General features: G+C 47.4%; 13 protein-coding genes and 1 other annotated feature. Of the genes, 7 read left to right on the forward strand and 6 right to left on the reverse strand.

Going from position 1 to position 14,258, the window contains the following annotated elements; translation table 11 throughout:
- Window positions 1-31: 31 nt before the first annotated feature.
- Both EPB59_RS07065 and EPB59_RS07070 read left to right on the forward strand, forming a co-directional pair.
- Window positions 32-361: a DUF3392 domain-containing protein gene (locus tag EPB59_RS07065; protein ID WP_055050590.1), complete on the forward strand. Its 330-nt coding sequence runs from the start codon at window positions 32-34 to the stop codon at window positions 359-361.
- Window positions 334-1,092: a SanA/YdcF family protein gene (locus EPB59_RS07070; protein WP_154172051.1), complete on the forward strand. Its 759-nt coding sequence runs from the start codon at window positions 334-336 to the stop codon at window positions 1,090-1,092. Before EPB59_RS07065 ends, EPB59_RS07070 begins: the two co-directional genes overlap by 28 nt.
- 32 nt (window positions 1,093-1,124) lie before the next feature.
- Here the strand turns inward: EPB59_RS07070 and EPB59_RS07075 are convergent, their stop codons facing one another.
- The 3 genes from EPB59_RS07075 to EPB59_RS07085 form a co-directional block, all read right to left on the reverse strand.
- Window positions 1,125-2,447: a GGDEF domain-containing protein gene (locus tag EPB59_RS07075; protein WP_055050588.1), complete on the reverse strand. Its 1,323-nt coding sequence runs from the start codon at window positions 2,445-2,447 to the stop codon at window positions 1,125-1,127.
- A gap of 269 nt (window positions 2,448-2,716) precedes the next feature.
- Complete coding sequence (locus EPB59_RS07080) at window positions 2,717-3,952, reverse strand: cysteine desulfurase-like protein (RefSeq protein ID WP_195706942.1); 1,236 nt, start codon at window positions 3,950-3,952, stop codon at window positions 2,717-2,719.
- A complete protein-coding gene (locus EPB59_RS07085; protein WP_055050586.1) occupies window positions 3,936-4,592 on the reverse strand; it encodes a 2OG-Fe dioxygenase family protein in 657 nt (218 codons plus the stop codon). Before EPB59_RS07085 ends, EPB59_RS07080 begins: the two co-directional genes overlap by 17 nt.
- Before the next feature lie 454 nt (window positions 4,593-5,046).
- On the opposite strand from EPB59_RS07085, the gene trxB reads away from it, so the two are divergent.
- The 3 genes from trxB to cydC all read left to right on the forward strand — a co-directional run bounded on the left by trxB (window position 5,047) and on the right by cydC (window position 9,624).
- Complete coding sequence (gene trxB / locus EPB59_RS07090; RefSeq protein ID WP_154172055.1) at window positions 5,047-6,003, forward strand: thioredoxin-disulfide reductase; 957 nt, start codon at window positions 5,047-5,049, stop codon at window positions 6,001-6,003.
- A 119-nt stretch (window positions 6,004-6,122) separates the two neighbouring features.
- Window positions 6,123-7,910: a heme ABC transporter permease/ATP-binding protein CydD gene (gene cydD, locus EPB59_RS07095; RefSeq protein WP_154172057.1), complete on the forward strand. Its 1,788-nt coding sequence runs from the start codon at window positions 6,123-6,125 to the stop codon at window positions 7,908-7,910.
- Complete coding sequence (cydC, locus tag EPB59_RS07100; RefSeq protein ID WP_154172059.1) at window positions 7,903-9,624, forward strand: heme ABC transporter ATP-binding protein/permease CydC; 1,722 nt, start codon at window positions 7,903-7,905, stop codon at window positions 9,622-9,624. Before cydD ends, cydC begins: the two co-directional genes overlap by 8 nt.
- A 136-nt stretch (window positions 9,625-9,760) precedes the next feature.
- Here cydC and rluB read toward each other — a convergent pair whose 3' ends face one another.
- The 3 genes from rluB to rnm all read right to left on the reverse strand — a co-directional run bounded on the left by rluB (window position 9,761) and on the right by rnm (window position 12,348).
- On the reverse strand, window positions 9,761-10,720 hold the full coding sequence (gene rluB / locus EPB59_RS07105; RefSeq protein ID WP_055050582.1) for a 23S rRNA pseudouridine(2605) synthase RluB: 960 nt from the start codon (window positions 10,718-10,720) through the stop codon (window positions 9,761-9,763).
- A gap of 132 nt (window positions 10,721-10,852) precedes the next feature.
- Complete coding sequence (locus EPB59_RS07110) at window positions 10,853-11,473, reverse strand: L-threonylcarbamoyladenylate synthase (protein ID WP_000077263.1); 621 nt, start codon at window positions 11,471-11,473, stop codon at window positions 10,853-10,855.
- 2 nt (window positions 11,474-11,475) lie between these two features.
- Window positions 11,476-12,348, reverse strand: coding sequence for an RNase RNM (gene rnm / locus EPB59_RS07115; RefSeq protein WP_154172061.1), 873 nt, complete (start codon window positions 12,346-12,348; stop codon window positions 11,476-11,478).
- A gap of 64 nt (window positions 12,349-12,412) precedes the next feature.
- Here rnm and EPB59_RS07120 point away from each other — a divergent pair, with 64 nt between their 5' ends.
- Window positions 12,413-12,550, forward strand: a complete 138-nt coding sequence (locus EPB59_RS07120; protein WP_154172063.1) for a Trp operon leader peptide — start codon at window positions 12,413-12,415, stop codon at window positions 12,548-12,550.
- Window positions 12,497-12,599, forward strand: a sequence feature (Trp leader region). (Overlaps the previous gene by 54 nt.)
- Before the next feature lie 86 nt (window positions 12,600-12,685).
- Entirely contained in the window at window positions 12,686-14,257 is a 1,572-nt protein-coding gene (locus EPB59_RS07125; RefSeq protein WP_154172065.1) for an anthranilate synthase component 1, read from the forward strand.
- Window position 14,258 lies beyond the last annotated feature (1 nt).

The raw sequence follows: 14,258 nt of genomic DNA on the forward strand, positions 1-14,258 counted from the left end.
AGCCCCTGCATTCAGGGGCTTTTTAACAAATATGCAACTGTTTCATCTTCTCGCCCCTGTTGGGCAAAAACTGCACCCATACCTCAGTGAAATCTCCATCGCACTCATCGCTTGTGCTTTAGTGATGCTTGGAGGGGAAATCAATGCCTTTTTGCGTAGAGCATTACGGAATCAACATTTTCTGGTGCGTACTTTAGTGTTTATCTTTATTAACGCGTTTGGATACGGTTTAATCATCGTCAAAGCGAGCCCTTACGTTGCTCGGACACTCGCGCAACTGGATTCCGGCATGATGCTGACCGTTATCGTAAGCTGTTTTGTTGTGATAGGCCTATGGGCACAAAGAAACCATCAAATTTAACTCTCCACTCCATCGCCATGTCGATAGGAGTTCGAGTATCTCGATTCCCTTGGCGCAAGTGGGCAAAAAGTCTGCTATTGATTTTTGTCGTATCTATCGTCAGCCTATTGGCGATCGATCGTTGGGTCACTTGGCAAACTCAAAATAACATCATTAATGACACCGACAATACGCCCCCCTTTCAAGTGGCGGTGGTGTTAGGCACTAGCAAATACATCGGTAAGACACTCAACGAATACTACACCAACCGAATTGATGCAGCGATTGAGCTCTATCAACAAGGAAAGGTTCGCAATTTCCTGCTCAGTGGAGATAATGCACACCGTTCGTACAACGAACCGTGGACGATGAAACGCGATTTATTACGAGCAGGCATTCCAGCAGAGAATATTTCGTTAGATTATGCGGGGTTTCGGACATTGGATTCGATTGTGCGTGCAAAACAAATCTTCGATACCAACAATTTCCTAATTATTACTCAGCGTTTTCACTGTGAACGCGCACTGTTCATTGCGCACTACCAAGACATTCAAGCCTCTTGTTTAGCTGTGCCGGGCCCGAGTAGCCATTCAGGATTAAAAGTTCGTTTACGTGAGGTATTTGCGCGCGCCTATGCCGTTTTTGATCTTTTCGTGTTGGATACTAAACCTAAGTTTCTTGGCCCTAAAGAGCCGATTATTGTGGAAAGTAATGAGAGCGAAGCTGAAGCAAACGAAGCACCCGCTCAATAATAGGTTCACGGCAAGCATCAACTCACATTAAGTTACTTGGAGCTTGCCGTGACAATTAATCCATAATGAACTTCAATACGATTTCGGCCAAGTCGCTTAGCTCGATATAAGGCTTCATCAGCGCGTGAAACCGTTTCTGTGATACGTTCATCCCCCATCTGCGCAATACCAATACTGCACGTTAAATCCCCGCCATGTATCCAGTGGTGGTTTTCCACACATACTCGTAAACGTTCGGCCAGTTCAACAGCTTGTTCAAGATGAGTCTGGGAGCAGAATACAACAAACTCTTCGCCACCCCATCGTACCAATCGATCGCTCTCGCGAATTTCCCGGTCGAGCACTAATGCGAACTCTCGCAATAAGTCATCCCCAAGAGTGTGCCCGTATATATCATTGATTTGTTTAAAGTAATCAATATCAATGAATAACACACTAAATTGGTTTAACTGCCAACGAACCAAACGTGCTTGCTCTTGCAACCAATCTCTTATGCCGTGTCGATTAATGGCGCCCGTCAGTGCATCACGGTGTGCCATTTCGACAAACTTCATGTTCTCTTCATGCAGCGAATGATTTAAACGCTGTAAGTGCGCCTGGCGAATACGTGCACGCAATGCCTCACGGCGATTACGGCGAATTTCCAATCCAGATAACCAAGCTCCCGCCGCAGCCCACATGATCAGCATCGCGAGAAACAGCTTTTCACCAGAAACATAATCACCAATTAACTCAACATTATTGATCGTTAATTGGTATTTACCCAGAGTGCTTTCTGAACCTGTTGCAAATTCAATTTTATTAATATTGTTAAACTCTGGCGCTGAGTTCTCAATTGAAATCCGATTATCCACTAGCCACCAAGTCATCACTTGTAAACTGCGAATAGGAATATCAATCCTCCCTTTACCGACCCCAGGTGTAAACTCTAGTCCATTGTATTTATGGGTATATTCATCTTCTGTATTGGAATACAGCGGATTATAGTTACGCAGATAAAAGCGTAGGCTCGCGGGTTCAGCGGTAGGGCCTTGTAAGTCAATATCTAACCGTATGGTGTGGATATTGCTTAGGTCTAAGCCCACTACTGGGTCGGGATTAATATGAACGGAAATACCGCAATATGGCCACGGATACTCACTGGCGATCAGTTCACAGTCAATATGGGCTTTATTACCTTGGATCTGTAGCGAGCTGGTTGATGCACCATTTGAAACTTGATCATTCGTTGCGAAATAGGGGTAGCGCTGTGGAGAGATCAATATTCGCTTTGCAGAACCAAACTGCCAATAAAGCAATACGGTCACCATAGTGATGATAACTAATCCTAACAGCACTCTTGGCACTACCTTCACAAACCTTACCCCAGCGTAAAATCACATTCTTAAAAAGCGTTCTCTTGATTGTAGCAAGCCAATAAAGCGAGATTGCTTCCAAAAAATAAAGACCGTACGCCGTTTTGTCACTGACTATTTATTTTCAAACCTACATTTTCAGAGGCATTTCACTTTTTGCTTAAATAATAGAAAGCGCACCACTCTTGTGGTGCGTGGATAACGGGGGCATCTAAGATAGGGAAAATAATGAACTGCGCTTTTTGCCTATCATCGGTTGATAAAGCTCATCAATTTAACTGCAAGTAATCCTCATTGAGCACTCTAAATAACTCATCAATTTCCGCTGTCGTGTTGTAGTGCATCAAACCAATTCGCAACACTCCACCGCTTTCTTCTAACCCGAGCTGACGAATAAGACCCAACGCATAAAAATGGCCATTCCATACGCAGATATTTTGCTCGCCCAACATTTTTGCGATCAACAAAGGTGAGCCATCTCGGATGGTCAGAGCAAACGTAGGTGTCCGTAAATCAGCTTGGCAAACACCATGCAACTGCAATTTTGGGAAATCAGTTAGTTTGTGAAGAAAGTATTCACTCAGTCGTTGTTCATGCTCTTGGTATTGCTGATAGCTTGAGACTAATCGCTCACGCAGCGTTTCCTTTGGTTCTCCCCATTGCGCCAAATATTGCACAGCAGCGATAACCCCCGCCAAGCCTTCAAAGTTGAGCGTACCTGTTTCAAATCGCCCCGGCCCTTGATTTGTCGCGGGTTCCACTTTGTACGGCATAATCGAGCTTTGCCACTGCGGCGCAACATAGACAATACCAACATGTGGCCCAAAAAATTTATAAGCAGAACAAGCAAGGAAGTCACAGCCTAGTGCCTGTACATCCGGCAGAAAGTGCGGAAGATAGTGCACCGCATCGACATACACTATTGCTCCTACTTGATGCGCCGCTTGCACAATCGCTGATAGATCAACCAATGATCCCGTGGTGTTAGAGGCATAAGTGAGCGCGACTAAGCGAGTACGCGAATTAATCAGCGACAGCAGATGCGTTTGATCTAAGGTGCAGTCAGCCGTATTCACTCTAGCTTGGTGAACAGTAGCCCCCTTATCTTGAGCTGCTTGCTGCCAGCTAGAAACATTGGAATAGTGATCCAAAGCCGTGACAATCACTTCATCGCCGGGTTGCCAGTCGCGGCTGATCGCTCGACTAAACTGAAACGTCAGTGACGTCATGTTCGGCCCAAAAACAATCGACTCTGGAGAGGGAGCATTCAGTAGCGCCTGCACATGTTCACGCGCACTTTGTACTAACTCCACCGTTTTGTGGCTCGAAAAGTAATGCCCACCCAAGTTGGCATTATAGCGCCCAAGGTAAGTCACCATGGCATCCAGCACCGTTTGTGGCACTTGTGAACCACCTGGCCCATCAAAAAACACTACAGGCTTACCATTCACTTTTTGACTTAAAGCTGGAAACTGCTCACGAACTAACTCAGGAGAGAAGCGCATGGCGACCATCCTTAGCCGTCAGCACAAACACATCCATGTGTCCTTCTTGAGCATGGTTCACCGCTCGGATCGGGCATGCGTTGTGCCATAACTGACTATCTGCGAGTAAAGCAACTTCACCATTTTCCAATACCTTGCGGAAAAAAGGCGCTTCGTGACTGCTTAAATAGAGCATGATCTCGCCACCGACTATGTTATGGCGATCGATTCCGACAATCGCAATATGGTCGAAACCATCTTGGTGCACCCCTTCTGGAGCCACCAAGGTTTCATCAAACACCGCAGCGATGCGCATTTGATGAATTTCAATCTCTTGTCCGTTCGGTAACGAGTTGGCTTCCATAAACAACGAACACAACTCGCGCAAGCCATCACTTTTTAATGTACTCGGTTGAAGTGCCTCAAAACGGCGCACCACATTGCCTTGAAAGTGATTAATCTGATCCGTTTGCATGAAATCATGCTTATCGACTTCCACCACTTGCCCATCCATAAAATGAATGACTGAGTATCGGCGTAAGCGATACTGCCCATCCGCATGACCAGTATGAGGTAACTCAGCAAAAGATGGGGCAAGTTGGTGAATCGCCGCCGAGCTTAACTGAGTGATATGTAGGGTATTGGGGTGAGAACGTAACATCATCGACTCCTTAATGAATGAACCATACCGCAATGAAATTCACATTTTATTTACATTTAAGATTAATCGATTATTTGGCAAAAACAACAATCATTGGAAAAATAAACCATACATAATAATATTTTGTTTCTTTGTGCTGATTTATTGCGTTTTAACCGTTAATCCACCTAGTAAGTCAATAGTGAAAATTGAGAAACCAGAGCCTTTCACTAGCCAATGTTAAATAGGGAATATGGCCAATCAGTTAGCATAAAATTATACGCAAGCGAATCAAAACCGGTCTTGTGATGGAATAGAAGAAAGAGAATAAACAATTACGATTTATGCTCAGTGAGCTACTTTCATTCACACTTTATATTCCCTACAATCGAAACCAATTCTTCTCATTCGCTTGCGTCTTAATTCCTAGTTCAAGCAATGAGCAAACTCCCTTTCTTCCTTATCGGAGTACTTCATGAGTAACGTGAAACACAGCAAACTTCTTATCCTTGGCTCTGGCCCTGCAGGTTACACAGCCGCAGTTTACGCTGCGCGTGCTAACCTAAAACCAGTCCTTGTCACTGGCATGCAACAAGGCGGTCAGCTCACCACCACAACTGAAGTGGAAAACTGGCCAGGCGATGCAGAAGGCTTAACTGGCCCAGCATTGATGGATCGCATGAAAGAGCACGCTGAACGTTTCGATACTGAAATCGTCTTTGACCACATTAACGCGGTTGATCTCTCTTCTCGCCCATTCCGTCTGACAGGTGATAGCCAAGAGTACACTTGTGATGCATTGATCATCTCAACAGGCGCATCCGCCAAATATCTCGGTTTAGAATCCGAAGAAGCGTTTAAAGGACGCGGTGTTTCTGCTTGTGCAACCTGTGATGGTTTCTTCTATCGCAACCAGAAAGTCGCCGTTGTTGGTGGTGGTAATACTGCAGTTGAAGAGGCACTTTACCTATCTAATATCGCGGCAGAAGTGCACCTGATTCACCGTCGTGACAGCTTCCGTAGTGAAAAAATTCTGATCGATCGTCTGATGGATAAAGTAGCGAATGGCAACATCGTTCTGCACACTCATCGCACTTTGGATGAAGTGCTGGGAGATGAAATGGGCGTGACTGGCGTTCGCTTGAAAGATACCCAATCAGACCAGATTGAAAACTTGGATGTCATGGGTGTATTCATTGCCATCGGCCACCAGCCCAACTCGCAAATCTTCGAAGGCCAGCTTGAAATGAAAAACGGCTACATTGTCGTAAAATCTGGCCTTGAAGGTAATGCAACCCAAACCAGTATTGAAGGCGTGTTTGCCGCGGGTGACGTGATGGATCACAACTATCGTCAAGCCATTACCTCAGCTGGAACAGGTTGTATGGCAGCATTGGATGCTGAGCGTTATCTGGATAGCTTAGGCAAATAACCTACTTTACACGTAACACCAGTTTTTATTTTTGCAAAGCCCGACGGGTATAACCGTTGGGCTTTTCTTTGTATACTGGCCGCCTATTACAATTATTATTCTCATTAAGCCTTTTCAAAATGGACAAGAAAAAACAGCGTAGCTTGAATCTCTGGCTCAAGCAGCAAAGCAAACTAGCAAAACGCTGGCTTGCAATAGCTGTTGGGTTAGGTGTTTTATCAAGCCTATTTCTGGTGGCGCAAGCCGCACTCCTCGCATCAATCCTTCATCAACTGGTGATTGAACAAGTCGATAAGCACCTGCTTATCCCACAATTTATCGGTTTAGTCGTTCTTATCGCGCTGCGCGCCCTTTGCTCTTGGGGACGTGAAATGGCGGGATATCGCTGTGGGGAGGAGATCCGTCGCTACATTCGTGAACTCATTCTCAATAAACTTCGCGATTTAGGGCCAGCGTACATCAAAGGTAAGCCTGCCGGCTCATGGGCAACCTTGATGCTTGAGCAAGTCGAAAACATGCACGACTTCTTTGCTCGCTACCTACCGCAGATGTCTCTTTCCGTGATGGTGCCTTTTGTAATTCTCGCCGTGGTCTTTCCTGTGAACTGGGCTGCCGGGCTGATTTTTCTTATCACTGCGCCACTGGTACCGCTGTTTATGGCATTAGTTGGTATTAAAGCCGCCGATGCCAGCCGGAAAAACTTTAAAGCACTACAGCGCTTGTCCGGTCATTTTTATGACCGCTTACAAGCGCTGACGACCATACGTCTATTCGATCGCGCTTCAGCGGAAACTGAGCAAATGCGCGGCGCTTCTGAAGTATTCCGCCATCGCACTATGGATGTACTGCGTATCGCGTTTCTCTCTTCCGCGGTATTAGAGTTTTTCACCTCGATCTCCATTGCGCTAACCGCGGTTTATTTTGGTTTTAGTTACATTGGTGAACTCAACTTCGGCTACTACGGTGCTGGTGTCACCTTGTTTGCTGGGCTGTTTATTTTGATCCTCGCCCCAGAGTTTTACCAACCACTGCGTGATCTTGGCACTTACTACCATGCCAAACAGTTAGCAGTAGGTGCGGCGGAATCAATCGTCGACTTTCTACAAACCGAAGCCGACACGCTGCATAGTGGCGAACAAACACTGGCCGATGGCCAACCCATTGAAATCGTTGCGAATGATCTTGTCGTCCTCAGCCCGCAAGGCCAACGCCTAGCTGGTCCACTGTCATTTACTCTGCAAAGCGGCAAAACTACCGCGCTCGTCGGGCCAAGTGGCGCTGGCAAAACCAGCTTAATCAATACCATTTTGGGCTTTATGCCCTATCAAGGCAGCTTAACCATTAACGGCATTGAGCTGAGCGAACTGGATCATGCACAGTGGCGACAAACCATCAGTTGGGTAGGTCAAAATCCGCTGCTGCTTCACGGCTCCATTCGAGATAACGTGACGCTCGGTAAACATAATATCGCTGATCAACAAGTCACTCAGGCACTACAAGCCGCTTATGCCCAAGAGTTTGTTGAGCAACATGGTTTGGATTATCAGATCAATGATCGCTCGGCAGGCCTTTCTGTAGGCCAAGCTCAACGTATTGCTCTGGCTCGGGCTATTTTGCAAAACGGCCGCTTTTGGTTACTCGATGAACCCACCGCGAGTTTAGATGCACGCAGCGAGCAATATGTGATGCGGGGTCTAAATAAAAGCATTCAACAACGCACCGCCTTGCTGGTGACTCACCAGTTACAGCCGCTGCAATCTGTCGAACAAATCTTAGTGATGGAAAACGGTGCACTAGTCCAAGCCGGTCATTTTGAAGAGTTAAGCCAGCAACCGGGTTTATTTGCCACTATGTTAGCCGCTAACCAAGCCCTGCAAGCTGCGAATCAGGGGAATCTCGATGCGTGAACTGCTACCTTATCTCAAACTTTATAAAAAACACTGGTTCGGTCTGACGCTAGGCATGCTTTTGGCATTGTTGACCGTACTCGCCTCTGTAGGTTTACTGACATTATCCGGTTGGTTTTTGTCTGCCGCTGCGGTAGCTGGGCTGACCATCGCCAGAGAGACATTCAACTACATGCTACCCGGCGCGTTTGTACGTGGTTTTGCCATGGGACGTACCGCAGGACGTTGGGGGGAGCGTGTGGTCACACACAACGCGACCTTTAAGTTGCTCACCGATTTGCGTGTGTTCTTCTTTGAAAAACTGACTCCGCTGATTCCGGGACGCTTGAGCGCCGTACGCGATGCCGACATGCTCAACCGAATCGTGGCCGATGTGGATGCCATGGATCACGTCTATCTGCGCCTGATTAACCCAGTGACCGTTGGTGTGTTGGGCATCGCCGCACTCACAGCATTGGTGGCTTGGTTTGATACCAGTCTTGGTCTTACCCTTGGTGGCGTTTTACTGTTAGTGTTGTTGATTTGGCCAATCTTGTTCTATCGACTTGGCAAGCACAATGGGCAACAACTTACACAACATAAAGCAGAGCTAAGAATTCGCACTTTGGATTGGTTGCAAGGCTATAGCGAGCTAACCATTTTCGGCGCGGAACAAACCTATCGTCAGGCGATCTTCACGGCACAAGAAAAGCTGCTGCGTAACCAATACACCAACGCGCATATCTCTGGATTAGCGCAATCCTTACTCCTACTCGCCAATGGTTGGATACTAGTATTGATGCTCTGGTTGGCTGCCGATGGTGTCGGTGGTCAAACCCCAGATCCTATGATTGCCCTCATCGCTTTTGCCACGATGGCGAGTGTAGAATTGCTGATGCCAATTGCTGGCGCATTCCAGCATTTGGGGCAAACATTCACTTCAGCACGCCGCCTGAATGAGATCATTCTGGCGAAACCGGAGGTCGAGTTTACCGATCAACTCACCCCACATAATGGCCAATACGGTATTGAGTTCAATGGGGTTAACTTTGCTTACCAAGCCAATAAACCGAACACCATTGATGAATTCACTTTATCACTGCCTCAAGGTCATAAAGTCGCGATTGTGGGTCAAACTGGTTCTGGAAAATCAACTCTAATTCAGTTGCTGTGCCGTTATTGGGATGTGCAAGCAGGACACGTTACGATTGGCGGAATCGATATTCGAGAGTGGCGAGAAAGCGATCTCCGTGCGGCGATCAGTGTGGTGAGTCAACGGGTCGATATTCTCAATGGCACGCTGCGCGACAACCTGAAACTGGCGAAACCAGACGCAACCGATGAACAATTAAGTGAAATTTTGCGCCAAGTGGGTTTAGAAAAACTGTTGCAAGACTCCGCGCTTAACGCATGGTTGGGTGATGGTGGTCGTCAGTTATCAGGTGGCGAGAAGCGCCGTATCGGCATCGCGCGAGCACTACTGCATGATGCACCTATCCTATTGTTAGATGAACCGACTGAAGGTTTGGACAAGCAGACTGAACAGCAAATCATGCAACTGCTGCACAGCCACTTTGCCAATAAAACCGTGCTGTTCATTACGCATCGCTTAATCAACCTTGAACAGATGGATGCAATCGCACTGATTGAACATGGCCAGCTGGTCGAATTCGGCCACCACCATGCCCTACTCGCTCAGCAAGGTCGTTATCATCAATTAACCCAAACGCTATAACCTGCTGACCCCATTGCTCACGAGCAGTGGGGGGGTTATCACTCCCCTCATAATCGGGTGATAAAAAATAGGTAAGAAAAAAGCCAGTCGATATGACTGGCTTTTTAATCATTGAAAAACAGGGCTGTTCAAGCACTTAGCCGCGAGGCTTACGCGCACTTTGCTGCTTATTCGCAACTTTATTACGGGTACTTGACTCACCACCCGTTTTACGACGAGCTGAGCTACTACGGCCCGGTGCGGTCGATACACGTTCTTCGTGGCGACGAACCGCACGACGAATTTTCTGGCTACGGGTACGTTCACGCTTACGCGTTGCCGCATCAGGGGCAGTGTTCAATACCGTTTCTTTCTCTGGACGCAGCTCTACCAATTCACGCAAGTAGTTCACTTGCTTCAGATCGAGTTCCATCCAACCGCCGCGAGGCAGTTTCTTATCAAGGAAGATATCACCGTAACGAACACGTTTCAGACGGCTTACCGTTGTACCTTGTGATTCCCACAAACGACGAACTTCACGGTTACGGCCTTCGTTGATCACCACGTAGAAAGTATGGTTGATGCCTTCGCCACCGGCGTACATCACATCTTCAAAACGCGCCATACCATCTTCTAGCTGCACACCACGAACAAGGTTGCGAACTTTTTCTTCATTGACGTCACCAAATACGCGAACTAAATACTCACGTTCAACCTGACGGCTTGGGTGCATCAAACGGTTTGCCAATTCACCATCAGTGGTAAATAGCAGCAAACCTGAGGTGTTGGCGTCCAAACGACCAACGGAAATCCAGCGCGAACCACGAATTTTCGGCAGACGGTCAAACACCGTACGACGACCTTCTGGATCATGACGGGTACACAACTCACCTTCTGGTTTGTAGTAAGCCAGAACTCGACAGATGACCTCTTCTTGCGCTTTTACAGACACAACGTGTCCGTCAACACGCACTAAAGCGTTATCATCTTCTAGGCGTTCACCCAATACAGCTACCTTGCCATTAACACTTACACGCCCAGCTCGGATCAGAGCTTCAAGCTCACGACGAGAACCATGACCAGCACGTGCTAAAACTTTTTGTAACTTTTCGCTCATTTATCTACCTATGTGTCGTCTTCTCAGACGTCGAATGACTGTTTGCGATCTCAAAATCGCGGCCGCGTAGTATCGCAAATTTTGTGGATAAAAGCATCCGTTTTGTCAGGTATTAACGGCCACGTCATTCAACTACTGAAAGGGGGTCGGATCACCAGCTCCGACACGAGCCACAACAATCTCATCATCACTGAAATCAATCACTGTGGTCGGCTGCTGACCTAAATAGCCACCATTGAGGATCACATCCACCGCGTGCTCTAAACTATCACGGATGGCTTCAGGATCAGATTCCGTAAAATCGTTGCCAGGCAAAATCAGCGACGTCGACATCAATGGTTCACCCAAAGCTTCTAGAAGATCCAACGCGATTTTGTTGTCTGGCACACGGATCCCGATGGTTTTACGCTTTTCATTCATCAGACGACGTGGAACCTCTTTGGTTCCTTTAAAGATAAAAGTGTAAGGTCCCGGTGTGTTGTTTTTCAGTAAGCGAAACGCGGTGTTATCCACTCGGGCATACAGCGATATCTCAGACAAATCACGACACAACAGAGTGAAGTTGTGTTTATCGTCCAGACGACGAATCTGACAAATACGCTCCATCCCGTGTTTATTTTCTAGCTGACAACCGACTGCGTAACCAGAATCGGTTGGGTAAACCACTACCCCACCATTGCGAATAATCGCGACTGCTTGATTGATCAGGCGAGTTTGAGGGTTTTCAGGATGGACATAAAAAAACTGGCTCATGGTTATTCCTCTTCATCGAGTCTCTCGACTCTATTGCTTGGGGATAAGCCCCAATCTTTCCATACAGGTTCTACTCCGGCAGGTAACCAAAGATTTTTTCCCAACTCCATCCAAGGAGAAGGATAGTGAAAGTCACTGCCTTGGGAGGCGAGTAGTTGGTATTCCATTGCGTAATCACCCAAGGTACGTTTTTCCTGTGGTGATTGCTGCGGCTGGGCGACTTCCATTGCATCACCACCCGCTTCAACAAACGCGGTCATTAAGCGCTTAAGCCATTTGGCCGTCAAGTCATATCGTCCGGGATGCGCTAATACGGCTTGCCCACCCGCGGCGTGAATCGCGGTCACTGCATCGCTCATTGAACACCAGTTAGGCGGCACATAACCCGGATTATCTCGGGTTAGGTATTTCTTAAATACTTGCTGCATATTCGCTGCATAACCATTATCCACCAACCATTTGGCGAAATGAGCACGCGTAATCGGTGCACCATCAGCAATGTGCTGAACCTCTTCTAACACTCCCTCACGCGTGGCTTTTTGTAAACGATGTGCCATTAACTCGGCACGTTCCACTCGGCGCTGCTGTTGCTGCGTAATGAGCAGCCCCAACGCCTCACTTTCAGGGTCAATGTTTAAACCAACAATATGAATGTCTTTATTTTGCCAAACCGTTGAAATCTCAATGCCGTTCACTAATTGTAGCGGATATTGCTGCTGTGCAATGTAAGCGCGAGCATCGCTCAAAGCTGCCACTGTATCGTGGTCCGTGATCGCCAAAACATCAATATTGAAACTGACGGCTCGTTCAATTAATTCTTGATAGGTAAACCGTCCATCAGAAGCGGTCGTATGACTATGCAGGTCAATTCTCATATTTTTTATTTGCTTGATTTTTAGGCTTGACTTTTTATCGCCGCACTAGTTAACTAGTACGCAAATGCAAGACTCTTTACTAAGGCTCACTATGTTACAAGAATTTAACCCAAATCATAAACCCAATTTCAGTCCAGCGTATGCTGAACTGACTTGGTGGCGCACTTGGACAAGTTCTTGGTGGGCTCACGTGTATTTCTAAGTTTAGATACTCACACACCTAGCCCGCCAATTTGAGCGGGCTTTTTATTCGTCTTTTTCCACAATATCACTGCTGTTTATTTGCTTTCTCATCGCGGTGATCAGTGCACAATCGAATCATGGTTAAGGAGGTCTTATGAATAAGGCCATCAACATAAAGAAAACCGCGCCGCTTGAGGTACTACACAGTGAATTGCCTTATACGCAAGATCCTACGGCTTTATTTCATGCTCTTTGCGCTGGGCGCAGCGACTGCCTACTGCTGGAATCCGCAGAAATCGATTCCAAGCAAAATCTGAAAAGCCTTCTGTTAGTGGATGCTGCCGTGCGCATTGTGTGTGAAGGCCATCAAGTGACCTATCATGCGCTCAGTGCAAACGGCCAAGCGCTGCTCAACATTATTCATGGCAACCTCACAGATCGGATTCCTTGCAAAGTAGAGAAGGCGAAACTTACCCTCACCTTCTCTACACCCTGTGATACGTTGGATGAAGACTCTCGCTTGCGCGAAGCGTCTTCTTTCGATGCGCTACGTTTAGTACAGCACAGTTTTGATCTCACTGACCACGGTAAATTCGCGCTGTTTTTAGGTGGCTTGTTTGCCTACGATTTAGTGGCTAACTTTGAACCGTTGGGTGAAGCACCTACCGACAATCAATGCCCTGATTACGTGTTTTATGTCGCAGAAACTCTGATGGTCATTGATCATCAGCGTGAAACTTGCCAACTGCAGGCGACCCAATTCCAACCGGGCGATGCGCTGCACAGCCAATTAAAAAGTCGGATGCGTGAAATTCGTGCGCAAGTGAATCAAAAATTGCCTTTGCCGAGTGCGCAATCTTTATCTGATGTGGAAGTGACCACCAATATTAGCGATGCAGCGTTTTGCGATATCGTGCGTGACCTCAAGCAGTACGTGGTCAAAGGCGATGTGTTCCAAGTTGTGCCTTCGCGCCGTTTTCGCTTACCTTGTCCTTCACCACTCGCAGCTTATCAACGGCTGAAACAGAGTAACCCAAGCCCTTACATGTTCTACATGCAAGATGAACGCTTTACCCTGTTTGGCGCATCCCCCGAAAGCGCGCTCAAGTATGAAATGCACACCAACCAAGTGGAAATCTACCCGATTGCAGGCACTCGCCGCCGCGGTAAGCGCGCCGATGGCAGCATCGATTTTGACCTCGATAGCCGCATTGAGCTTGAACTGCGCACCGATAAAAAAGAGAACGCCGAGCACATGATGCTGGTTGACTTAGCACGCAACGATGTCGCGCGCATTAGCCAAGCCGGTACTCGCCATGTCGCTGACTTGCTGCAAGTAGATCGCTACAGCCATGTGATGCATTTGGTGTCACGCGTGGTGGGTCAGTTACGTGAAGATTTGGATGCGCTGCACGCATATCAAGCTTGCATGAATATGGGCACGCTAACTGGCGCACCGAAAATTCGCGCGATGCAGTTAATCCGCGATGTTGAACAAGCGCGTCGCGGCAGCTATGGCGGTGCTGTGGGTTATCTCACTGGTGAAGGCGACTTGGATACCTGTATCGTGATCCGTTCCGCTTATGTGGAAAACGGCATCGCCCAAGTTCAAGCTGGCGCGGGTGTCGTTTACGACTCCGACCCACAAGCCGAAGCCGATGAAACGCGCGGCAAAGCGCAAGCGGTAATCTCCGCCATTTTATACGCTCATCAAGGGAAGGAATGAT

It is taken from the genome of Vibrio metoecus, assembly GCF_009665255.1.
Lineage (GTDB): Bacteria > Pseudomonadota > Gammaproteobacteria > Enterobacterales > Vibrionaceae > Vibrio > Vibrio metoecus_B.